This window comes from Actinocrispum sp. NPDC049592, assembly GCF_040675465.1.
Taxonomy (GTDB): Bacteria; Actinomycetota; Actinomycetes; order Mycobacteriales; family Pseudonocardiaceae; genus Kibdelosporangium.
Genome location: NZ_JBFAPA010000001.1, coordinates 83,234 through 105,162, shown reverse-complemented (window position 1 = coordinate 105,162; position 21,929 = coordinate 83,234). Strand labels below are relative to the sequence as shown.

Here is a 21,929-nt window from a genome sequence, read left to right as displayed (position 1 = left end):
GTGTCTTTGTCGCTTCCGCACGGCCAGTTCCCGGTTCTTCTCCCGAAGGGTTCTCTCACGTTGACTTCGCTTGACACGCTCGGCTGGCACGAGACCACCGAGTTGCCCAGCGGGCAGCTGCCCGCCCGTGTCTCCCGCGTCCACAAGGGTGGCGCGGTCGTGCTCGCCGAATGGGGCGAGCAACAGGTCGAGTTCGGCCCGCACATCGAACTGCCGTGCGTCGGCGACTTTGTGGGCCTGCGTGGCCTGCCCGACAACCGGTGGGAGCTGGCGACCGTGCTCCCGCGGCGCACCGCCATGGTCCGCGGCGGCGTGGCTCAGGACTCACTGACGCAGGTCCTCGCGTCCAATGTGGATGTGATCTTCGTGGTCGAGCCGTCGTCGCTGGAAGGGCGGCGGGGCGACCCCAACCTCGGCCGGATCGAGCGCTTGCTCGCACTGGCATGGGAAAGCGGGGCCATGCCGGTGGTCCTGCTGACCAAGTCCGACCTCGTCGGCGCTCGGATCGGCGAGATCGTCGCGGACGTGATGACCGCGGCGCCCGGCGTGGACGTGCACGCCATCTCGTCCCTGACCGGTGACGGCGTCGACACGGTCGCGGGCTACCTCGGCGTGGGCCGTACCGCCGCGCTGATCGGCCCGTCCGGCGCGGGCAAGTCCACTTTGGTCAACGCGCTCAGCGGCGTGGATGTCATGGAGACACAACAGGTTCGCGCGTCCGACGGACGAGGGCGGCACACCACCGTGCACCGCGAGCTGATCGTGCTCGACCGTGGCGGCCTGATCATCGACACACCAGGACTGCGCCGGATCGGCCTCGCCGAAGGCGGAGAAGGCCTGGAGTCGGTGTTCACCGACATCGAGGACCTGGCGCAGGACTGCCGGTTCGATGACTGCGCGCACCGCAGCGAGCCCGGGTGCGCGGTGATCGAGGCGATCGAGCGGGGCGACCTTCCGCAGCGCAGGCTGGACAGCTACTTCAAGCTGCTGCGCGAGGCGGAGTGGGTGGCCAGCCGGACCGACTGGCGGCTGCGGCAGGAACGCGCCCGCCAGTGGAAGACCATCCACAAGGAGATGCGCAAGGTCTACCGCAACCGGCCATAAGGCCCCGATGGGGTGAAGCCCGTGCGAACGGGCCGTTCGCACGGCAAAACCCCTGTTCAGAGCCCCCACCCCCGGTAGACTGGCCTCGGGGCCGGCCCCCGGGAGGGTGGGGGTTCCGTCAAAGTTGATCACCCGCGTGAGAGCAGGCACGGTCTCTAGCTGATCATGTGAGTGTCTTGGCCGCGTCTCCTAGTTTCGGGAAGCGGTGCGAGAGACCATGATTGTCGCGGCGAGTAGGACACCGCCGAGGAAGGTCAGGGCGTACTTGTCGTAGCGAGTGGCAAGGCCTCGCCACTGCTTCATGCGGTTGAACCCCCGCTCGATTGTGTTGCGCTGCTTGTAGATCTCCGCGTCGAAGGCTGGTGGCGGGCCACCAGCCGAGCCTTGGGCCTTGCGGGCGGCGATCTGGTCACGTCGTTCGGGGATCGTGTGTTTGATCCGGCGTCGGTGCGGCTCCGGCGGGTCGAGGGGTGGGAGTGGGCCTTGTCGGCCAGCAGTCGGATGTCCCATGGTCCGGCGTCGGTGTAGCCGGAGGCGCGAGGTAGCCATCCAACAGGGGCAGCAACTGGGGGTTGTCTCCGGCGGTCAGTCGCACCGCGAGCAGATCGCAGGCCGCGTCGGCCAGCGCGTGGATCTTGGTGGTCAGCCCGCCCCGGGAACGTCCCAGGGCGTGATCGTTTCGGCGGGGGTGAGGTTTTTGGGGTGAGGGTTGGGGAGATGGGATTCGCGCGGGACAGGTTCGGGGTGGGTGAGATTTGGGGTGAGCGAGGGTTGGGTGGTGGGGTTGGAGGAGTGGCGGTTGGGGTGGGAGAGGTTTTGGGGTGATGTTGGGAGTGAGGGGAGGTGGGCGGAAGGCGGGGTGGCCGCCTTCCGCACCCCCAGGGGTGTGTCAGGCGTTGGTGCGGCGGAAGGTGTTCGTGCCCCAGAGGAGGCAGAGGGCCGCGAGGGTGATGGCGATGATGCCGCCGACCAGGACTGAGCTGGAGGTGAGGTCGCCCGCGATGACGGCTCGGACGGCGTCGACGATGTGGCTGAACGGGTTGATCCGCGAGATCGTGTACAGCCAGCGGGGACCTTGGTCCATCGGCAGGAGGACTCCGGACAGCAGCATCAGCGGCATCACGGTCGACGACAGCACCGGGGCGAAGGCGTACTCGTGCTTGAGTTTCAGCGCGAGGGTGTACGACACCGAGCCGATCGACACTCCGAGGAACACCGCGTAAACCAGGGCCAGCAACACGTCGGGGATGGTCGCGCGGAACCCGAAGGCGGTCGACAACGCCAGCAGCAGGACGCACTGCACCAGTAGCACTACGACATCGCGCATCACCCGACCGAGGAGTAACGAGACTCGGCTGACCGGGGTCACGCGCATGCGTTCCAGCGCACCCGAGCGGATTTCGGGGATCAGGGAGAAGCCCGCGTAGGCCGTGCCGAAGAGTCCCATCTGGACGATCAGTCCCGGCACGAACCACTGCCAGGAACCCGCCCCGCCCAGCAACGGGCCGAACAACACCAGGAACAGCACCGGCTGGGTCATCAGGCTGAAGATGATCACCGCCGGGTTGCGCAGCAACGGCCGCATCGAGCGGACGAACACCAGCCAGGTGTCACGCATAGGGGAAACCTCCTTGGGGCAGCGCCGATTCCGCCTCTCGCAGGGACCGGCCGGTGAGTGTCAGGAAGACGTCGTCGAGGGTCGGCCGCTGCACCTGGACGGCCAGCAGGTGCGCTCCGGCCTGGTCGAGGTCGCGCAGCAGACCCGGCAGCACCGTGTCGCCGTGGGAGATGCGGAACCGCACGGTGTCGCCGTCGACGTGGAACTCCTGTGCCCCAGTGAGGTTCTTGGCCACCGTTGCCGCCTGTGACGGTGCGTCGGTCGACAGGGTGATCAGGTCGCCCGCCACTTGACCTTTCAAGGCGTCCGGGCTTCCTTCGGCGACGATCCGGCCGTGGTCGACGACGAGGATCCGGTCGCAGAGCGCGTCGGCTTCGTCAAGGTAGTGCGTAGTAAGGAAAACAGTGGTGCCCGCCGCGCGCAGCGCCCGGATGTGCTCCCACAGGTTGCTTCGGCTTTGTGGGTCAAGGCCGGTGGACGGCTCGTCGAGGAAGAGCAGTTCGGGGTCGTGCAGGACGCCCATCGCTATGTCCAGGCGGCGTTTCTGGCCGCCGGACAGCTTGCCCACGAGGCGATCCGCGGGGAGGTCGAACTTCTCGATCAGCGTGGCCGCGCGTCGGCGGGATTCGTTGCCTGCCAAGCCATACAGCTGACCTTGCAGGACGAGTTCGTCGATCAGCCGTTGGTCGTCGCCTGCCCCATGGCCTTGGGCGACGTAGCCGATCCGTTTGCGTACACCGGCTGGGTCGGTCAGCAGGTCGCAACCGGCGACGACCGCCTCGCCGGCGGTGGGGCGCAGCAACGTGGTGAGCATGCGCAGGGTGGTGCTCTTGCCGGCGCCGTTGGGGCCGAGGAAACCGACGAGCTCACCGCGTGAGACGTCGATGTCGGCTCCCTGGACCGCGTCGATGGTGTGACCGCGGACCTTGAACTGGCGCGCGAGACCGCGTGCCTTGATCACTTGGGTTCCTCCCAGTCGTCATTCGAACCCGCTGGCTAGTCAAGTTTGACTAGTGGGAGAATGGCATGGATCGCAGTAGTAGTCAAACTTGACTAGCTAGCGGACCGGGGGTGCGCCGAAGGCGGCCGGGTTCTCGTCGGCGAACTCGTACTCGCCGTCCTCCAGCCGTTTGACCAAGTCACGCAACCACTCGACGACGCCTTCGACGCTGGCGTTCCAGTACCGGAACATCTCCCGGATGTGCGCGGGTTTGCCGATGTCACCAGGCTTCTCGGCGATCGTGGTGTCCATCAGGTGCTGGGTGGTGGCCATCTGGCCCTCGGCCTGGCGGATCCGCGACTTCAGCAGGAACAGCACCGTCTTGCGTTCCAGCGCGGTGATGAACGGCAGGGCGGCGTTGAACATGGCGGGTCCGCTGTCTCCCTCACCAAGGCCCTTGCTCATCAGGTAGAAGAAGTCGCCCTCGCCCTGCGGCGTGATCCGGTAGACCACCCGGTCCGGGCCCAGGCCGCTCTCCTCGGTGTGCACCTCTTCAAGGAGTTCCTCGGCGGTCAGCTTCTTCAGGGCGTGGTAGATCGAGCCCTGCTTGACGTTGGCCCACCGGTCCGCGGCCCACATCAGCAGGTCCTGCCGGACCTGGTAGCCGTGGGCTTCGCCACGCATCCGGACCACACCGAGAACTAGCAAACGGGTCGCCGACACACTATTAGGCTATGACGCCTCGTAAAGGTGAGCGGCCGCCGCTGCCCGAGCCCCTGCCCGCGCCGATCGTCGACGCGCACACGCACCTGGACGCGTGCGGCGCGAAGGACGCCGCGGACGTGTCCACAATGGTCGACCGAGCGGCAAGCGTGGGCGTCGAACGCGTCATCACCGTCGCCGACGACCTCAACTCCGCGATCTGGGCGGCCGAGGCGGCCACCTGGGATCCGCGGGTTTTCGCGGCTGTCGCGGTGCATCCGACCCGGACGTCGACGTTCGGCGACGAGGACAAGGCCGTGCTGGAGGAGCTGGCGGGCCGGGACCGGGTCGTGGCGGTCGGCGAGACCGGTCTCGACTTCTACTGGGACTACTCACCGCCGCAGGCGCAGGAGGAAGCCTTCCGCTGGCACATTGACCTGGCCAAACGCGCCGGCAAGCCGCTGATGATCCACGACCGGGACGCGCACGACGACATCATGCGCGTGTTGCATGCCGAAGGTCCGCCCGAAAGGGTGGTTTTCCATTGCTTCTCCGGCGATGCGGAGTTCGCCCGGAAGTGTGTCGACGCCGGGTTCGTGCTGTCCTTCGCCGGCGCGGTCACCTTCCGGAACGCACGCGATCTACGTGCGGCTGCGCGGATCGTGCCGCTGGATCAGCTGCTGGTGGAGACCGACGCGCCGTTCCTCACGCCACACCCCTTCCGGGGCCGGCCGAACGAGCCGTACTGCGCCGCGTACACCGTGCGCGACCTGGCCGAACTCCGTGGCGAGGACCTTTCGGAGGTGGCTTGGGCCGTCCGGGAGACCGCGGAACGCACTTTTCGGCTACCCACAATGACATCCCACGATTCAACGGGTGAATGAGTACGCCGATTGGGTGAGCGACTGCATCCTTCGGGCTGTGGCGCAAGTCACAAGATGTACGGGGGTGTTTGCGCAACCTGACTGGACCCGTTACGGTCCCGTGACCGTACCCAAAGGTAGTCAGGAACGGGTACAGCCCGCAGTCGAAGCCAACGCGCGTCGGGGCCGGAGCAATCCGGGAAGCGTGGTGGTGGCTGAGGGCGTCGGACTGAAACGCACAGCGCGACCCGTCGCGCCGGACGTAGGTGAAGGAGCAAGGCCAGGCACGTAGCTGCTCGACCCGGATCAGCGACTGCGCGCCCCGTGTGGCTTGCGCCCTTCAGGAGGAACGACCCCGTGACTGACAGTGACATAAGAACTACCAGCGCGTTCGACATCGATACCGACTGGTTCACGCCGGTCAAGCAGCCGTCCGCAGCGACCAGCACGATGGACCGCAACGATGGCCAGTGGCGCACTGAGTACCCCGAGTTCTCCGACGAGCTGGCGGTTGTCCCGCAGGACATCTACGCCGCTCTCGGGCCCCAGGCCGACGAGCTGATGGCCTCCGTCGACGTCAACGTCGACGAACTGATCCGGCTGATCAACGCCGAGACCACGCTGCTGCCGCCGATTCTCGACGTCCCCGACACGCTCGCGGACGAGGTCGAGAACCAGCAGGCGCCGTCCGGCCTGATCACCGCGGTCCGCACCTGGAAGCGGACCTTCCTGCGCGCCAGCATCGCCGCAGTGCTCGTGTCGCTGACCGGTGGCGGTGCCGCCGCGATCGCCATGAACAAGTCCGTCACGATCGACGTGGACGGTGTCGAGACCAACGTCCACACCTACTCCGGCACGGTCGGCGAGGTGCTGGCCAACGAGGGCATCCAGACCGGTGAGCACGACTCGCTGAGCCCCTCGCCCAACGCGAGCATCGGCGACCACGGCAAGATCGTCGTCCAGCGCGGCAAGCTGCTGAAGTACACCGTCGACGGTGAGCAGAAGGAGTCCTGGGTCCGCGCCCGCAACGTCGGTGACGCGCTGCGCCAGGCCGGCGCCCCGATGGACGGCTCGAAGTTCTCCATGGACCTCGGCATGGCCATGCCCGCCGAGGGGATGAACGTCCAGATCCAGACGCTCAAGACCATCATGGTCTACGACGGCGGCAACACCGGAAAGCAGGTGCAGACCACCGCGGTCACCATCGACGAGCTGCTCAAGGAGCTGCAGACGTCGATCGGCCCGCAGGACTCGGTCACCCCGGGCGCGGACGTCAAGATCACCAACGGCGCCGAGGTGCGGATCACCCGCAACGGCGTGACCGTGATCAACAAGACCGAGACGGTCGACCCGCCGGTCCAGAACATCAACGACGACACCATGATGAAGGGGCAGACCCAGGTCGTGGACCCGGGCGCGGCCGGCGAGAAGATCGTCACCTACCGCATCCAGCTCAAGGACGGCAAGGAGACCAACCGCGAGAAGCTGGGCGAGCAGGTCACCAAGCAGCCCAAGCCCAAGACCGTGAAGGTCGGCACCAAGCAGCCGCCGCAGCCGGTGATCTCCGACGGTGAGGTCTGGGACCGCCTGGCCAAGTGCGAGTCCGGCGGCAACTGGTCGATCAACACCGGCAACGGCTTCTACGGCGGCCTGCAGTTCGACAAGGGCACGTGGCTGTCCAACGGCGGCGGGGCCTACGCGCCGCTGCCGAACCAGGCGAGCCGCGAGCAGCAGATCGCCATCGCCACCAAGGTCCGTGACGCCCGCGGCTACGCCCCGTGGCCCGCCTGCCGCAAGAAGCTCGGCCTGCCGTAAACCAGCAGCAAGACGCTCGTGAGTGGGTTCAGTCGTCAGAGAACGACCGAAAACACTCACGAGGGGTGACCCGCGGGGTTGGTTCTGATGTGTGGCAGCCTTGCGGGGTGAGTGCGTTGCTGGGGCCTGCTGAGGTCCGGCGGCTGGCCAGTGAGCTGGACGTCCGCCCGACCAAGAAGCTCGGGCAGAACTTCGTGCACGACCCCAACACCGTGCGGCGGATCGTGGCCACGGCCGAGCTGTCCCCAGAAGACGTCGTTCTGGAGGTCGGCCCCGGGCTGGGGTCGTTGACGCTCGCGTTGCTGCCCGCGTGCCGTGAGGTCGTCGCCGTGGAGATCGATCCGGTGCTGGCCAAGCGGCTGCCCGAGACCGCCGCCGACCATGCCCCCGAGCTGGCCGGCCGGCTCCGGGTCGTCGAGGCGGACGCGCTCAGGATCACCAAAGCCGACGTGGGTGAGCCGACGGCGATGGTGGCGAACCTTCCATACAACGTGGCTGTGCCCGTTGTCCTGCACCTGCTGGCCGAGCTGCCCAGCCTGCGGACCGTCCTGGTGATGGTCCAGGCCGAGGTCGCCGACCGGATGGCCGCCGGGCCCGGCAGCAAGGCCTATGGGGTGCCCAGCGTCAAGGTGGCCTGGTATGCCGACGCTCGACGTTCTGTGACGGTGTCCAGGTCGGTGTTCTGGCCGGTGCCGAACGTCGACTCGGCGCTCGTGCGGTTGGTTCGCCACGAACCACCGGCCGATGTCGACCGTGAGCGGTTGTTCACCCTGGTGGACGCCGCATTCTCGCAACGCCGCAAGACCCTGCGGGGCGCGCTGGCCAGTTGGGCCGGTTCCCCGGACCGGGCGGCGGAGGTCGTGCGGGCCGCCGGGATCGATCCAGGGCTGCGGGGCGAGCAGCTCACTGTGCGCGACTTTTCTCGCATTCTGGAAGCGGCCGACCACCATCTGTGAACCCGCAGGCCCTTACGTTCGTCTGTTGGTGTGATGTACCACCCGATTCCATGGTCTAGGCCTTGCGTACGCGCGTCCTGTTCGGTTTGAATGCAGTTGCATCCATCCCGAGCGGCCGAGAGACCTGGCTCCGCGACGCCGCAGCAACCACCTCGCCGAGGCAGGTGCTACCGCCAGGAGCGATGGAGGAATCCGTGTTCGCGAAACTGCTCACCCAGCGCCGGGTCATCGATCAGGGCAGGCGGTCCGTTACCGCGTGTCGTAGCCACGACGCCTGATTCCCTTCGACAGACCCGAAAACGCCTCCGTCCTACCAGGACGGTCCCCTGACGGACGCCGGACGGCCGCCGACCGCGGTCGCCGTTGTGCTGCGCTGGAGTAACCGTGATCACCGTAGAGAACCTGAGTAAGTCCTTCTGGAACCGCAACGGGACCGTTGTCGCGCTTGACGACGTGTCCCTCGACCTGACCGCGGGCGGAGCGCTCGGCGTGGTGGGGCCGGCCGGATCGGGCAAGTCCACTTTGGCCCGCTTGGTTTCGTTGCAGGAGCGCCCGGACACCGGTGTGGTCCGGTTGGACGGCTTGAACACCGCCACCCTCGACACCCGCAGGCTGCGCGCCACCCGGCGGCAGATCGGTTTCGTGACAAAGGAAACCCAGCTCTTCAAGCAGCGCACGGCCGCGGGCAACATCGCCCTGCCGCTCGAACAGTCCGGTGTGGACGGTCCGCTGCGGCGCGCACGGGTCGGCCGCCTGCTGGACCTGATCGGCCTGACCGACAAGGCCGCGACCTACCCCGACGACCTCACCGAGGGGCAGCGCCGCCGGGTGGCGGTGGCCAGGGCGCTCGTCGGCGAGCCGGCCGTGTTGCTCGCCGACGACCCCACCGCCGAACTGGACACCGACGGCGCCGCGGGCGTGCTCGCGGTGCTCGACCGGGCCCGCGCCGAGCTCGGCGTGACCCTGTTGCTGGCCACCCAGGACACCGCGGCCGTCCGGCGGATCTGCGACGACGTGGCCCTGCTCGAGGCGGGCAAGCTGATCGAGCACGGCAACCTGCTGTCGCTCCTGCGTGACCCCCGCAGCCAGGCCATCGAGGCGTTGCTGCCGTCCGTCGAAGGCGCCGCCAGCGTCCACCAGGACCGCGTCGCCGACGTCGTGCTGGTCGGGTTCGCGGCGGTCGGCGCGCTGCTGCCGGAGGCGGCCTCCCGCTTCGGCGTGCAGGTCTCGATCATCGGGGGCGGGCTGAGCAGGCTCGGCGAGACCCCGGTGGCCCGGTTCCGGATCGGCCTGCGTGGGGAGCGCGCCGACACCACGCTGGGGTGGCTGGGCGAGCGGGGCGCCATCGTGCACCAGCAGCCGGCCGCTCCGCGAAGCGTGGCCGCGTAGCAGGTGGCAAGAACGACAGTGGGCACACGTAGGCTGCTAGGTGTGCTCGCTGTCGTTCCGCCCCCGGTCACGGTTCGTGTGCCGTCGAAGGTCAACCTGCACCTCGCCGTGGGCGAGGCGCGACCGGACGGCTTCCACGAGCTGAACACCGTGTTCCAGGCCCTGTCGCTGACCGACGAGGTCACCGTCGCCGTGGCCGAGGAACCCGGCGTCGAGGTGATCGGCGAGGGCGCGGGCGAGGTACCGACCGGGCCGAGCAACCTGGCCTGGCAGGCGGTGCAGGCGCTGGCGCAGCACGTCGGCCGGGACCACACCGAACCCAAGATCCGGGTGGTGATCCGCAAGGGCATCCCGGTCGCCGGGGGCATGGCCGGCGGCAGCGCGGACGCGGCGGCGGTGCTGGTCGGGCTGGCCTCGTTGTGGCGGCTGGAGATCGGGCGCGACGAACTGTCCACGGTGGCCGCGAAGCTGGGCAGCGACGTGCCGTTCGTTCTGCAGGGCGGAACGGCGTTGGGCACCGGCCGCGGCGAACGGCTGATCCCGGTGCTGTCCCGGCACACCTTCCACTGGGTGATCGCGTTCGACCGGCGCGGACTGGCCACCCCCAAGGTGTTCGAGGAGCTGGACCGGCTGCGCGAGGAGGGCGACCCACCGCGCGTCGGTGACGTCGAGCCGGTGATCGAGGCGCTCGCGATGGGCGACCCCCGGCAGCTGGCTTTGTTGCTGGGCAACGATTTGCAGTCCGCCGCGATCTCGCTTCGCCCTGGGCTCAGGCGAACCCTGCGAGCGGGCGTCAACGCGGGTGCGCTCGCGGGCACGGTGTCCGGGTCCGGGCCGACTTGCGCTTTCCTTTGCACGGACGGGGAATCGGCGTTGCGGGTGGCCGCCGAGCTGGCCGGCGCCGGTGTGTGCCGGACGGTTCGTGTCGCGCATGGACCCGTGCCCGGCGCGCGGGTGATCGGCGGCGACGAGGCCCCTCGCCCCACGCCGCCCGAGGTGCACGCCTAACGCTGGATGCTGATCCAGCCGTTCCCGAGGCTCATCAACATGCCCACCACGGCCAGCACGATCCCGCCCACGCACAGGCCGTAGTTGGTGGACCACCCGCGCCGGAACCTGCCTATTCCGGCACTGCATAGGCCGACGCCGGTGAGCGCCACCAGCCAGCTGTACAGCCCCACGACGGGGATCAGGCCGCCGACGGCGCCGGCCAGCGCGCAGGCGAAACCGGCTCGGCCCAGGGCGTTTCGGGGCATTGGCTGGGTCATGTGGCGACGGTAGTCAGTGCGCCCGCTGGCCGGGGCGCCGGAAAGGGCGGCTCGGTGGGTAGCCTTTCCGGTTGAGGGTTCGATACGGGAAAGTGCGGGTTGATGGCCAATCTGGTCAATCTGGAGTCGGTGAGCAAGTCCTACGGGGTCCGGCCGTTGCTGGACGCCGTGTCGCTGGGCGTGGGTGAGGGCGACCGGATCGGCGTCGTCGGTCTCAACGGTGGCGGCAAGACCACGTTGCTGGAGGTCCTGGCCGGGATCGAACCGGCGGACAGCGGCCGGGTGAGCCGGACGCGGGACCTGAGGGTCGCGGTGGTCACGCAGCGGACGACGTTGCCCGCGGGCGGCACGGTCCGCAACGCCGTGCTGGACCCGCTGGGGTTCAACGCCGACCACGAGTGGGCGGCGGACGCGCGGGTGCGCGCGATCCTCGACGGCATCGGCATCACCGCGCTGGGCCTGGACGCGCCGCTGGACCGGATGTCCGGCGGGGAGCGCCGCCGGGTCGCCCTGGCCGCCGCGCTGGTCCAGGAGCTGGACCTGATCGTGCTGGACGAACCCACCAACCACCTGGACATCGAGGGTGTCCGCTGGCTGGCCGACCACCTGCTGGCCCGCAAGTCCGCCCTGGTCGTGGTCACCCACGACCGCTGGTTCCTGGACACGGTCTGCTCGCGCACCTGGGAGGTGCAGAACGGGCGGGTCGAGCAGTACGAGGGCGGCTACGCGGACTGGGTGTACGCGCGTGCCGAGCGGTCCCGGCTGGCCGACACGCTGGAGGAGAAGCGCCGCAACCTGGCCCGCAAGGAGCTGGCCTGGCTGCGCCGTGGCGCCCCGGCGCGCACGTCCAAGCCCCGCTACCGGATCGAGGCCGCCGAGGCGCTCATCGCGGACGTGCCGCAGCCGCGTGACCGGGTCGAGCTGACCGCGTTCGCCAAGCGGCGGCTGGGCAAGACCGTGATCGAGCTGGAGGACGCCAGCCTCTCGGTCGGCGACCGCGACCTGCTGGACCACGTGACGTGGCGGATCGGCCCCGGTGACCGGGTCGGCCTGGTCGGCGTGAACGGGTCGGGCAAGACGACGCTGCTGCGCCTGCTCGCGGGCGAGTCCGAGCCGCAGACCGGCAAGCGGATCCAGGGCCAGACCGTGCGCCTCGGGTACCTCAGCCAGGAGCTGGCGGACCTGCCGGGCGACCTGCGGGTGCTGGAGGCGGTCGAGGAGATCGCCCGGCGGGTCACCCTGGGCAAGCTCGAGCTGTCCGCGTCCCAGCTGGCCGAGAAGTTCGGGTTCCCGCCCAACCGGCAGTGGACGCCGGTCTCCGACCTGTCGGGCGGGGAACGGCGGCGGCTGCAGCTGTCCCGGATCCTGATGGCCGAGCCGAACGTGCTGCTGCTCGACGAGCCGACGAACGACCTGGACATCGACACGCTGCAGCAGCTGGAGGACCTGCTGGACTCGTGGCCGGGCACCCTCGTGGTCGTCTCGCACGACCGCTACCTGGTCGAACGCGTCTGCGACGAGGTGTACGCGCTGTTCGGCGACGGCCGCGCGAAGCACCTGCCCGGCGGGATCGACGAGTACTTGTCACGCCGGGCCGCGACGGTCGCGCCCGCGCCGGCGAAGGCGGCGAAGCCCAAGTCGGCCGCGGTCGACCAGCGCGCGGCCAGCAAGGAGCTGGCGCGGCTGGAGCGCGCGCTGGACAAGCTGACCAAGCGTGAGGCCGAGCTGCACACCGCGTTGGCCGAGGCCGCGACCAACCCGGACCGGCTGCTGGAACTGGACGCTCAGCTGCGTGCGCTGGTCAAGGAGAAGGACGAGGTCGAGGAACGCTGGTTGGAGGTCGCGGACAGCGCGCAATAGCGGGTTTTGTTACTGACCGTTGGTGGAGACCATTTAGAGTCGGCGCTATGAGTCGGTTTGTGGACGTCTTGCTGGACACCGCGCGGACCAGCGACAAGGGCATCATTCTCGGGGAGCCGGCGCAACCCGTCCGGCGCACCTGGGCGGAGGTGCACCAACAGGCCACGCGCGTCGCGGGCGCGCTGGTCGAGGGCGGGCTGGCGGCGGAGAGCTCGGTGGCCGTGCTGGCTGCCGACCCGGCGTTGATCGCCCCGGCCATCCAGGCGGTGTGGTTGTGCGGCGGCAGCGTCACCATGCTGCACCAGCCGACCCCGCGCACCGACCTCGCGGTGTGGGCCGAGGACACCCTGCGCGTGCTGAACATGATCGACTCGAAGCTGGTGCTGCTGGGTGCGCCGTTCGACGCGCTAGCCCCGGTGCTGGCCGACCACAACATCCCGTACCGGCTGCTCTCCGAGCTCGACAGCGCTCCCCTGGCCGAGCCGGTTGTGGTGGGCGAGGACGTACATGCGTTGCTGCAGTTGACAAGCGGGTCGACGGCCGACCCCAAGGCGGTGCGGATCACCCACAGGAACCTGTACTCCAACATCATGGCGATGGCCGCCCGGGCGGAGCTGGACACAGTCAACGACACGATGGTGTCGTGGCTGCCGCTGTTCCACGACATGGGGATGGTCGGGTTCCTGACCGTGCCGATGACGCTGGGGATCGAGCTGGTCAAGGTCACGCCGCCGGACTTCCTGCGCGCGCCGTTGCTGTGGATGGACCTGATCAGCCGGTACCGCGCCACCATCACCGCCGCGCCGAACTTCGCCTACGCGATGGTGGGCCGGCGGATGGGCAACGCCGATGACGGGGCCTACGACCTGTCGACGTTGCGGCTGGCGCTGAACGGTGCCGAGCCGATCGATGCCGTTGCTGTCAAGGGCTTCACCGATGCCGGGGCTCGGTTCAAGATGCCGCCGGAGTGTGTCTTCCCCGCGTACGGCATGGCCGAGTGCACGCTGGCGGTGTCTTTCGCGCCGCTGTTCACCGGGTTGACGTTGGACTACATCGACGCGCACGCGCTGGAGGTCGAGCGGCGGGCGGTTCCGGTGGCTCCCGCCGAGGGCGTTCGGTCGTTCGCCGTGCTGGGCAATCCTTTGCCGGATGTCGAAGCGTCCGTTGTGGACAGTTCGGGTCATGTGCTCGGCGACCGTGAGGTCGGCGAGATCCGGTTGCGCGGCCCGGCCATCACGCCCGGGTATTTCACTGTGGACGGTCCGGTGTCCGTGCAGGACGCCGACGGCTGGATGATGACCGGCGACATCGGCTACACCATCGACGGCCAGATCGTCGTGTGTGGACGGAACAAGGACGTGATCATCCTGGCCGGTCGCAACATCTACCCGACCGACATCGAACGCGCCGCGGGCGCCGTCGAGGGTGTGCGGGCGGGGAATGCTGTTGCCGTGCGGCTGGATGCGGGCACTCGGCGGGAGCGGTTCGCCGTGGTGCTGGAGTCCAAGTCGGCCGGTGATGCCTCGGCGGAGGCGCGGATCAAGCGCGAGGTCGCGAGCCGGGTGTTCGAGGCCGTTGAAGCGCGTCCGGTCGCGGTTGTTGTTCTCCCGCCGGGAACTGTGCCCAAGACGCCGTCCGGCAAGCTGCGCCGGGCCGCGGCGGGGGAGCAGCTCGCCGAGAGCATCCGCAAGAGCGAGACCGCGTGAAGGCCCGCGAACTCGCGGATCTGCCGTACGCCAAGTTCCTGGAGGACTTCGCCGGGGACCTGGAAGAAGAGGGCGACTACACCACGGTTCGCTTCGACGGCAACGAGTTCACCGGCTTCGTGGCCGGCAACGCCCGGTTCATCGAGTCGGTGTTGTCGGGCGTGCGGTTCTCCTCGGGCAGGCTGCGCCGCACCCACTTCAACGACGTCTGGATCCACGGCGCGCACATCGTGGACACCGACATGGTCGAGACCACCTGGCTGGACGCGGAGATCGTCAACACCGCCCTCGCCGGCGTGGAACAGTTCGACAGCACCATGAACCGCGTGACCTTCATCGGCTGCAAGCTCATCTCCGTGAACTTCCGCAGCACCCGGATGACCAACATCACCTTCGCCAACTCCGTGTTGCGCGACGTCGACTTCGGCGCCGCCGAACTGACGAAGGTGACCTTCCCCGGCTCCACCCTCGAAGACATCCACTTCAGCAACGCCAAACTCAAGAACGTCGACCTGACAACCGCTGCGTCCCTTGGCATCGGTGACGGTTACACGTCGATGGCCGGCGCGACGATCAGCCTGACGCAGGCGGTCGATCTGGCTCCGGCACTGGCCCAGTCCCTGGGGATGAAGGTGAAGCCCTAGCCCAGCTCACTCCTCGTGAGTGGTTGTCGACAACCACTCACGAGGTCAGTTGAGCGCGTGGAAGGTGTTCTGGGCGGCTTCGAGGCCGTGGGTGATCAGGGCTTCGGTGGCGTCCGCGGCGCGGTCGAGGATGAAGGGGAGCTCCTTGGCCTCGATCTTGCTGAAGTCCCGCAACACGAAGTCGGCGGGGTCCATCCGGCCGGGGGGACGGCCGATGCCCACGCGCACCCGGTGGTAGTCCTTGGTGCCCAACGACTTGGTGATCGACCGCAGGCCGTTGTGGCCGTTCTCGCCGCCGCCCAGCTTGAGCCGCACCGTGCCGAACGGCAGGTCGAGCTCGTCGTAGATCACCGCTATGGCCGAGGCCGGCACCTTGAAGAACTTCGCGATCCCGGCCACCGGCCCGCCGGAGACGTTCATGAACGACCGCGGCTTGGCCAGCACCACCCGGTGCCCGGCCAGCCGCCCCTCCAGCACGTCCGCGCCCGCCTTGTGGGCCTTGAACTTCCCCCCGCCCACACGGGAGGCCAGCTCGTCCACCGCGAGCGAACCGATGTTGTGCCGGTTGCCGGCATAGCGAGGGCCGGGGTTGCCGAGCCCGACCACGACGGTCAGCTGCTCGGTCCCCGGCCCCTCGGTCATGCTGGTGCTCAGGCCTCGTCGGACGCTTCGGCGTCCTCGGCCGGCGCCTCGGCGCTCTCGCCCTCGAGCTGCTCGGCGGTCGGCGCCGCGTTCACCGCGACGACCAGGGCCTCGGCGTCGGTCACCAGGGTCGCGCCGCGCGGCAGGGGCACCTGGGCGGCGAGGATCTGGGTACCGGCCGCGGCGCCCTCGATGGACACCTCGACCTGCTCGGGGATGTGCAGGGCCTCGACCTCGATGGCCAGCGTGGTGAGGTCCTGGGTGACCAGGGTGGACGCGGCCGGGTCGCCGGTCAGCACGACCGGGACCTCGACGCTGACCTTCTCGCCGCGCTGCACCAGCAGCAGGTCGACGTGCTCGATGTAATTCTTGATGGGGTGCGTGGTGACCGTCTTGGTCAGCGCGAGCTCGGACTTGGAGTCCACGTCGAGGGTCAGGACGGCGTTCTGGCCGTGCTCACGGACGACACGGGCGAACTCGAGCGCCGGCAGGGCCAGGTGCTTCGGGTCGGAACCGTGGCCGTAGAGCACCGCGGGGATCTTGCCGGCGCGGCGGGTACGGCGCGCGGCGCCCTTGCCGAATTCGGTACGCGACTCGGCGGCAAGACGGACCTCGGACACGGTGATGCTCTCCTCAGGACAAAGGCGGGGTGATGCCTGCCGGGTAGGTAAGTTGGGTCGTCATCGCGGCGGCGGCAGGCGTGACGGGACGCGACTGACCAGCCGGCCGCGTCGATCACGCCTGGCTCGAGTGAGCCGGGCCTCGCCGAGACAACCCCGATAGTTTACGTCAGCTTCGCGCCCGCATCACCGGGGGTCCCTGGACACGCTTGTGGCCCCGGCGAAGACCGGGGCCACAAGGGAAAAGCTCAGGCGTTGCCGTCGAACAGGCTCGTCACCGAGCCGTCGTCGAAGACCTCCTGGATCGCCCGCGCCAGCAGCGGCGCGATCGACAGCACGGTCATGTTCTCGAACCGCTTCTCCTGCGGAATCGGCAGCGTGTTGGTGAACACCACCTCGCGCGCCTTGCAGTTGGCCAGCCGCTCGGTGGCCGGGTCGGACAGGATGCCGTGGGTCGCCGCGATCACCACGTCCGATGCGCCCGCGTCCAGCAGCGCGTCGCAGGCCTTCACGATCGTGCCACCGGTGTCGATCATGTCGTCGACCAGCACGCACAGCCGGCCGGCGACCTCACCGACCACCCGGTTGGCCACCGCCTCGTTCGGCTTGAGCGGGTCGCGGGTCTTGTGGATGAACGCGATCGGCCGGTCACCCAGCTGCTTGGCCCACTTCTCGGCCAGCCGCACGCGGCCGGAGTCCGGGGAGACCACGGTGATGTCGGACTGGTCGCCGTAGGTCCGCGCGATGTGGTCGGCCAGCAGGGTCTGCGCGAACAGGTGGTCCACCGGGCCGTCGAAGAACCCCTGGATCTGCGCGGTGTGCAGGTCCACGGTCATGATCCGGTCGGCGCCCGCGGTCTTGAACATGTCCGCGATCAGCCGGGCCGAGATCGGCTCGCGGCCCTTGTGCTTCTTGTCCTGCCGCGCATAGGGGTAGAACGGCATGATCACGGTGATCCGCTTGGCCGACGCCCGCTTGAGCGCGTCCACCATCAGCAGCTGCTCCATCACCCACTGGTTGATGGGCGTGGTGTGGCTCTGGATCACGAAGGCGTCCGTGCCGCGCACCGACTCGTTGAACCGGACGAAGATCTCACCGTTGGCGAAGTCGTAGGCCGCCTGCGGGGTGATCTGCACCTTCAGTTCGCTCGCCACCTGCTCGGCCAGCTCCGGGTGAGCACGGCCGGAGAAAAGCATCAGGTGCTTTTTCGGTGTCCCGGACTTGGCATTCATCACTGCTCCTCGCGATCGGGATCCTGTGCTGCGAGCGCCCGCTCGGCTGCCTCGGCCGCCGGGGTGCCCGGACGTCGCCGCACCACCCAGCCTTCGAGATTTCGCTGTGGCCCGCCGGAGACGGCGAGCGCGCCCGGCGGGACGTCCCGCCGGATCACCGTGCCGGCGCCGCTGTAGGCGCCGTCGCCGACCGTGACCGGGGCCACGAACATGTTGTCCGAGCCCGTCCGGACATGCGAGCCGACCGTGGTGCGGTGCTTGTTCACACCGTCGTAGTTCACGAAGACGCTGGCGGCGCCGATGTTGCTGTGCTCACCGATGGTCGCGTCGCCGACATAGGACAGGTGCGGGACCTTGCTGCCCGCGCCGATCTGCGAGTTCTTCGTCTCGACGAACGTGCCGATCTTGCCGCCCTCGCCGAGCTCGGTGCCGGGCCGCAGATAGGCGAACGGCCCCACCGAGGCACCGGGGCCGATGATCGAGTCGGAACCGTGCGTGCGAATGACTTTCGCCCCCTCGCCCACGGTGACGTTCGCCAGCGTCGTGTCGGGGCCGATGATGGCTCCCTCCCCGACCGCGGTCGACCCTTGCAGTTGGACGCCGGGCTGCAGCAGGACGTCCCTGGCCAGCGTGACCTCGGCGTCCAGCCAGACGCTGGCCGGGTCGGTGATCGTCACCCCGGCCCGCATCCAGTGCTCGAGCAGCCTGCGGTTGTACTCGGCCCCTAACCCGGCCAGCTGGACCCGGTCGTTGACCCCTTCCACCTGCCAGGTGTCCACGCAGACGAGCGCCCCGGCGCGCTTGCCGTCGGCGCGCGCGATGCCCAGCACGTCCGTCAGGTACAGCTCGCCCTGCGCGTTGTGCGCGGTGATCCGGGACAGCCCGTCGGCCAGCACCTCGGCGTCGAACGCGTAGATGCCCGAGTTGATCTCGGCGATCTCCAGCTGCTGCGGGGTGGCGTCCTTGTGCTCGACGATCCCGGTGACCGAGCCGGACGCGTCCCGGATGATCCGGCCGTACCCGGTCGGGTCGGCCACCACCGAGGTGAGCACGGTCACGGCGTTGCCGGACTCGTTGTGCTCGGCCAGCAGCGCCCGCAAAGTCTCGGTTTCCAGCAACGGAACGTCACCGTACGTGACGATCACCGTGCCGGTGAGGCGGTCCGGCAGCTCCGCCAGACCACAGGACACCGCGTGCCCGGTGCCCTTCTGCTCGGCCTGCACCGCGGTCACGACCTTGCGGTCCAGCGCGGTGGTCAGGCTCTCCAGGTGGGCGACGACCTGCGCCCGGCTGTGTCCCACGACGACCACCAGATGGTCGGGGCCCAGACCGGCGGCCGCGCGGACGGCGTGCTCGACCAGCGGGCGCCCGGCGATCGGGTGCATCACCTTCGGCGTCGACGACCGCATCCGGGTGCCCTCACCCGCGGCCAGGACAATGGTGCTGAGCTGGGCGTTCGTGCCCTGGGGCATCAGCGATCTCCCTCGAGAACCCGTTCGGATAACTCCAGGTGACGATCCTACGTTGCCTCGGGGCCGACCCACGCGGGGTTGTCGACAACCCGCGCGGTCTGCGCGGTCTCGGTACTCATCACGACAGCGGAGACATCGTTGCCACCACGGCGTTTCGCCTCATACATCGCCGCGTCGGCACGGGCCAGCGCACGCGCCGCGGTTTCCCTGGGGCGCAACGCGACCACGCCGCAGGACAACGTCACACCGCGGGCGAGGTCCTCGGGCAACCGGCTGACAGCGTTGACAGCCCGTTTGAGCGCCGCCTCCGCCGCGTGCAAAGGCGCGCCCGGCAACAACACGACGAACTCGTCACCGCCGTAGCGGGCGACCATGTCCCCGCCGCGCAAGGCATCCCGCACCGTGCTCGCCACGACTCGCAGCACGTCGTCGCCCTCGGCGTGCGAGAACTGGTCGTTGACCTCCTTGAACCCGTCCAGGTCCACCAGCGCCATGGCCAGCGGCTGGCTCCCGGCCGAGGCGGACAACGCCTCCAGCCGCTCGTCCAGCGCACGCCGGTTGGGCAACCCGGTCAACGGGTCGAGCAGGGCCTGTTTCTCTATCACGCCGTGCTTGCGGGTCAGCCGCGCATGCTCCCGGCGGGTGTTCAGGGTGGCGATGCGGGACTCGCGCATCTCCCAGAGCTGCATCTCCAGCTCGTTGGCGTAGCTCTCCAGCGCGCTCATCGTCCGTTCGCCGCCGTCCGGGCCGGACAGCCGGGCGAACTCCCGGATCAGGCACAGCCGCAGGGTCGGCTCGGTCGGGTCGCCCTCCAGCGCGACCCGGGCCTCCGCCAGCACCTCCACCGCCTCCTCGACCAGGCCGGTGTACTCGAGGCAACGGGACAACGCGATCGCTGTGACGATCAGCTCACGGGCGTAGAGCGCGCTGGGTCTCAGCTGGAACAGCCGCTCGACGTGGTCCGACGACGGTCTGGCCAGCGCGTGCGCCGCGGCGACGACGTGCATCTGCTCGGCCGCGCTCAGGTCCGAGCGGCGCGGGAACAGCGACTCCACGAACGGGCCCTCGACCGCGCCGGCGATCGCGGCCGCGGTCTCGAACTTGGTGGTGGCCAACTCCTCCTGGCCGATCCGCTCCAGCCGCAGGCCCCAGCCCAGCAGCATCCGGATGCGGTTGATCATGTGCACCGAGATCTGGTGCGGGCCGCCGCTGTTCTTGATGCTGCTGTTGGCCCGGTTCATCACCGCGTCGGCCTCTTCGTACACGCCGAGCTGGGTGAGCACGAGGCCGATGTCCATCAGCGTCGAGGCCAGCAGGAGCTCCCACTTGCGCCGGCCGATCATCACGTCCGGGTTGGGGTCGTCGTCCAGCATCGCCAGCGCGATCGCGGCCTCGCTGAGCGCCAGGTCCTCGGCACCGTCCATCAGCCGCAGCCGGCCCTGCAACGCGTGCGCGTCGGCCTCCAGCACCAGCAGGCCGTGCCGCTCGGTGTGCAGGAGCATCTCGTCGAGCAGCGGCTGCGCGGTACTGGCCTGGCCGGAGGTGACCAGGCGCACGGCCACGGCGGACCTCAGCAACTGGGCGACCATCCGCGGCTCGCCCCGGTGCTGGGCCTCGGCGAGCATGTGGTCCACCTCGGCGACGTTGAGGACCTGCTCGTCGTGACCCGCGCTCTGGGTGATGGCCAGCAACTCGCTGGCACGACCCACCAGCCACGCGTCGGACTTCTCATCCAGCGCGGGCGGGTGCTCCTCGTCCGGCTCCTGGCGCAGCGGTGCACCCCCTGCCCGTAAACGTTGACGCTTTCGACCCGCTCCGCCGCCAGGGATCGAACCTGGACCATCAGAACCAAAATCTGAGGTGCTGCCTTTACACCACGGCGGACCGCGAGCCGCACGGCTCACGGTTGGACATCGTCGCACGACCCTGCCGGGGCAGCGAGAGACCCCCGGCGGAATTTGTTCTCCGGGACTACCCGTTTGGGCGTTAGCAGCGTCACATAACGGCTATCCCACATGCGTGCTAGGCAATCCAGAGGCTGGCGCGTGGTGCCCCCGGCAACCTACCCTGTCGTAAGTTACGTGATCGTAGGTAAGGCTGACCTAAGTCAGACATGAGGTGTGCGCATGACAACTACCCTCGACAAGTCCGAGGAACAGGCTGCGGGTCCCAAACCGCTGTTCGAAGGCAAGCGGAACCTGGCGACCCAGATCGCGGTCTACGCGTTCATAGTGCTGCCGTTCGCGGCGCTCATCGCGGCCGTTCCCCTGCTGTGGGGTTGGGGGTTGAGCTGGCTGGACGTGGGTCTCGGGATCTTCTTCTTCTACTTCACCGGGCTGGGCGTCACGGTCGGCTATCACCGGCTGTTCACGCACAACTCGTTCAAGGCCAAGCGGCCGATGCGGATCATGCTCGCCGTGATGGGCAGCATGGCCGTCCAGTCGCCGCCGATCACCTGGGTGGCCGACCACCGCAGGCACCACGCGTTCTCCGACCGCGAGGGCGACCCGCACTCACCGTGGCTGTTCGGCACCTCGCCGCTGGCCATCGCGCGCGGCTTCTGGCACGCGCACATGGGCTGGATCTTCGAGCGGGACGTGACCAACAAGCAGCGGTTCGCCCCGGACCTGATCGCGGACAAGGACATCGTCCGGGTCAACAAGCTCTTCGTGCCGCTGACCGTGCTGACCTTCCTGCTGCCCGCGCTGATCGGCGGCCTGGTCACGATGTCCTGGTGGGGCGCGCTGACCGCGTTCTTCTGGGCCGGCTTCGTGCGGGTGGCGATCTTGCACCACGTGACCTGGTCGACCAACTCGATCTGCCACATGATCGGCGAGCGGCCGTTCAAGAGCCGGGACAAGGCGGCGAACTTCTGGCCGCTGGCGATCCTGTCGTTCGGTGAGTCGTGGCACAACCTGCACCACGCCGACCCGACCTGCGCCCGGCACGGCGTGCAGCGCGGCCAGATCGACACCTCGGCCCGGCTGATCTGGATCTTCGAGAAGTTCGGCTGGGTGTACGACGTGCGCTGGCCCACGCCGCAGCGGCTGGAACGGCTCGCGGCCGGCAAGGACTAGCTTGTCCGGGTGAGACGGAGC

19 protein-coding genes, 1 tRNA gene, 1 pseudogene and 1 riboswitch are annotated in these 21,929 nt (G+C 68.8%); of the genes and pseudogenes, 10 read left to right on the top strand and 11 right to left on the bottom strand.

What is annotated here, in order from left to right; all coding sequences use genetic code 11:
* Positions 1-60 precede the first annotated feature (60 nt).
* Positions 61-1,104, top strand: a complete 1,044-nt coding sequence (gene rsgA, locus AB0J95_RS00490) for a ribosome small subunit-dependent GTPase A (protein ID WP_364750264.1) — start codon at positions 61-63, stop codon at positions 1,102-1,104.
* Positions 1,105-1,267: 163 nt separating this feature from the next.
* Here the strand turns inward: rsgA and AB0J95_RS00485 are convergent.
* The 4 genes and pseudogenes from AB0J95_RS00485 to AB0J95_RS00470 form a co-directional block, all read right to left on the bottom strand.
* Positions 1,268-1,774 (bottom strand): annotated as a pseudogene (locus AB0J95_RS00485) (IS5 family transposase); the annotation flags it as partial.
* 219 nt (positions 1,775-1,993) lie between these two features.
* Positions 1,994-2,722: an ABC transporter permease gene (locus AB0J95_RS00480; protein ID WP_364750261.1), complete on the bottom strand. Its 729-nt coding sequence runs from the start codon at positions 2,720-2,722 to the stop codon at positions 1,994-1,996.
* Positions 2,715-3,683 carry an ATP-binding cassette domain-containing protein gene (locus AB0J95_RS00475; protein ID WP_364750258.1) on the bottom strand — a complete coding sequence of 323 codons (969 nt, stop codon included), beginning with the start codon at positions 3,681-3,683 and terminating at the stop codon, positions 2,715-2,717. Before AB0J95_RS00475 ends, AB0J95_RS00480 begins: the two co-directional genes overlap by 8 nt.
* A 96-nt stretch (positions 3,684-3,779) precedes the next feature.
* Positions 3,780-4,385: a PadR family transcriptional regulator gene (locus AB0J95_RS00470; RefSeq protein ID WP_364750255.1), complete on the bottom strand. Its 606-nt coding sequence runs from the start codon at positions 4,383-4,385 to the stop codon at positions 3,780-3,782.
* Between the two features lie 11 nt (positions 4,386-4,396).
* Between AB0J95_RS00470 and AB0J95_RS00465 the strand changes: the two genes are divergently transcribed.
* The 5 genes from AB0J95_RS00465 to AB0J95_RS00445 all read left to right on the top strand — a co-directional run bounded on the left by AB0J95_RS00465 (position 4,397) and on the right by AB0J95_RS00445 (position 10,395).
* Positions 4,397-5,248 carry a TatD family hydrolase gene (locus AB0J95_RS00465; RefSeq protein WP_364750253.1) on the top strand — a complete coding sequence of 284 codons (852 nt, stop codon included), beginning with the start codon at positions 4,397-4,399 and terminating at the stop codon, positions 5,246-5,248.
* 336 nt (positions 5,249-5,584) lie between these two features.
* On the top strand, positions 5,585-7,042 hold the full coding sequence (locus AB0J95_RS00460; RefSeq protein ID WP_364750251.1) for a transglycosylase family protein: 1,458 nt from the start codon (positions 5,585-5,587) through the stop codon (positions 7,040-7,042).
* 107 nt (positions 7,043-7,149) lie between these two features.
* On the top strand, positions 7,150-7,998 hold the full coding sequence (rsmA, locus tag AB0J95_RS00455; RefSeq protein ID WP_364750249.1) for a 16S rRNA (adenine(1518)-N(6)/adenine(1519)-N(6))-dimethyltransferase RsmA: 849 nt from the start codon (positions 7,150-7,152) through the stop codon (positions 7,996-7,998).
* 99 nt (positions 7,999-8,097) lie between these two features.
* Positions 8,098-8,187: riboswitch (SAM riboswitch) on the top strand.
* Positions 8,188-8,382: 195 nt separating this feature from the next.
* A complete protein-coding gene (locus AB0J95_RS00450) occupies positions 8,383-9,387 on the top strand; it encodes an ATP-binding cassette domain-containing protein (RefSeq protein ID WP_364750247.1) in 1,005 nt (334 codons plus the stop codon).
* A 42-nt stretch (positions 9,388-9,429) separates the two neighbouring features.
* On the top strand, positions 9,430-10,395 hold the full coding sequence (locus AB0J95_RS00445; protein ID WP_364750244.1) for a 4-(cytidine 5'-diphospho)-2-C-methyl-D-erythritol kinase: 966 nt from the start codon (positions 9,430-9,432) through the stop codon (positions 10,393-10,395).
* On the opposite strand, the gene AB0J95_RS00440 is transcribed toward AB0J95_RS00445, so the two are convergent.
* Complete coding sequence (locus tag AB0J95_RS00440) at positions 10,392-10,655, bottom strand: hypothetical protein (protein WP_364750241.1); 264 nt, start codon at positions 10,653-10,655, stop codon at positions 10,392-10,394. The two genes, AB0J95_RS00445 and AB0J95_RS00440, sit on opposite strands and share 4 nt — an antisense overlap.
* Before the next feature lie 102 nt (positions 10,656-10,757).
* Here AB0J95_RS00440 and AB0J95_RS00435 point away from each other — a divergent pair, with 102 nt between their 5' ends.
* Genes AB0J95_RS00435 through AB0J95_RS00425 form a run of 3 tightly spaced genes read left to right on the top strand, consistent with a single transcriptional unit; the run spans position 10,758 to position 14,865 of the window.
* On the top strand, positions 10,758-12,515 hold the full coding sequence (locus AB0J95_RS00435; protein ID WP_364750238.1) for an ABC-F family ATP-binding cassette domain-containing protein: 1,758 nt from the start codon (positions 10,758-10,760) through the stop codon (positions 12,513-12,515).
* Between the two features lie 47 nt (positions 12,516-12,562).
* Positions 12,563-14,221, top strand: coding sequence for a fatty acyl-AMP ligase (locus AB0J95_RS00430; protein WP_364750235.1), 1,659 nt, complete (start codon positions 12,563-12,565; stop codon positions 14,219-14,221).
* Entirely contained in the window at positions 14,218-14,865 is a 648-nt protein-coding gene (locus tag AB0J95_RS00425) for a pentapeptide repeat-containing protein (RefSeq protein WP_364750233.1), read from the top strand. The genes AB0J95_RS00430 and AB0J95_RS00425 overlap by 4 nt, the downstream gene beginning before the upstream one ends.
* Before the next feature lie 45 nt (positions 14,866-14,910).
* On the opposite strand, the gene pth is transcribed toward AB0J95_RS00425, so the two are convergent.
* The 6 genes from pth to AB0J95_RS00395 form a co-directional block, all read right to left on the bottom strand.
* Positions 14,911-15,507 (bottom strand): aminoacyl-tRNA hydrolase, encoded by a 597-nt coding sequence (pth, locus tag AB0J95_RS00420; protein WP_364750230.1) that lies wholly within the window; start codon positions 15,505-15,507, stop codon positions 14,911-14,913.
* 8 nt (positions 15,508-15,515) lie between these two features.
* Positions 15,516-16,127: a 50S ribosomal protein L25/general stress protein Ctc gene (locus AB0J95_RS00415; protein ID WP_364750227.1), complete on the bottom strand. Its 612-nt coding sequence runs from the start codon at positions 16,125-16,127 to the stop codon at positions 15,516-15,518.
* A gap of 248 nt (positions 16,128-16,375) precedes the next feature.
* Positions 16,376-17,359, bottom strand: a complete 984-nt coding sequence (locus tag AB0J95_RS00410) for a ribose-phosphate diphosphokinase (RefSeq protein ID WP_364750224.1) — start codon at positions 17,357-17,359, stop codon at positions 16,376-16,378.
* Entirely contained in the window at positions 17,359-18,831 is a 1,473-nt protein-coding gene (glmU, locus tag AB0J95_RS00405) for a bifunctional UDP-N-acetylglucosamine diphosphorylase/glucosamine-1-phosphate N-acetyltransferase GlmU (RefSeq protein ID WP_364750222.1), read from the bottom strand. Before glmU ends, AB0J95_RS00410 begins: the two co-directional genes overlap by 1 nt.
* Positions 18,832-18,878: 47 nt before the next feature.
* Positions 18,879-20,540 (bottom strand): GGDEF domain-containing protein, encoded by a 1,662-nt coding sequence (locus AB0J95_RS00400; RefSeq protein ID WP_364750219.1) that lies wholly within the window; start codon positions 20,538-20,540, stop codon positions 18,879-18,881.
* A gap of 104 nt (positions 20,541-20,644) precedes the next feature.
* Positions 20,645-20,715: transfer RNA gene (locus AB0J95_RS00395), tRNA-Gln, on the bottom strand.
* A gap of 242 nt (positions 20,716-20,957) precedes the next feature.
* Here AB0J95_RS00395 and AB0J95_RS00390 point away from each other — a divergent pair.
* A complete protein-coding gene (locus AB0J95_RS00390) occupies positions 20,958-21,908 on the top strand; it encodes an acyl-CoA desaturase (protein WP_364750216.1) in 951 nt (316 codons plus the stop codon).
* Positions 21,909-21,929: the final 21 nt, after the last annotated feature.

Coding starts and splice junctions, on each gene's coding strand:
- AB0J95_RS00480 (WP_364750261.1), bottom strand. CDS start 2,722: ATGCGTGACACCTGGCTGGTGTTCGTCCGCTCGATGCGGCCGTTGCTG.
- AB0J95_RS00465 (WP_364750253.1), top strand. CDS start 4,397: ATGACGCCTCGTAAAGGTGAGCGGCCGCCGCTGCCCGAGCCCCTGCCC.
- AB0J95_RS00440 (WP_364750241.1), bottom strand. CDS start 10,655: ATGACCCAGCCAATGCCCCGAAACGCCCTGGGCCGAGCCGGTTTCGCC.
- AB0J95_RS00435 (WP_364750238.1), top strand. CDS start 10,758: ATGGCCAATCTGGTCAATCTGGAGTCGGTGAGCAAGTCCTACGGGGTC.
- AB0J95_RS00430 (WP_364750235.1), top strand. CDS start 12,563: ATGAGTCGGTTTGTGGACGTCTTGCTGGACACCGCGCGGACCAGCGAC.
- pth (WP_364750230.1), bottom strand. CDS start 15,507: ATGACCGAGGGGCCGGGGACCGAGCAGCTGACCGTCGTGGTCGGGCTC.
- AB0J95_RS00410 (WP_364750224.1), bottom strand. CDS start 17,359: ATGAATGCCAAGTCCGGGACACCGAAAAAGCACCTGATGCTTTTCTCC.
- glmU (WP_364750222.1), bottom strand. CDS start 18,831: ATGCCCCAGGGCACGAACGCCCAGCTCAGCACCATTGTCCTGGCCGCG.
- AB0J95_RS00390 (WP_364750216.1), top strand. CDS start 20,958: ATGACAACTACCCTCGACAAGTCCGAGGAACAGGCTGCGGGTCCCAAA.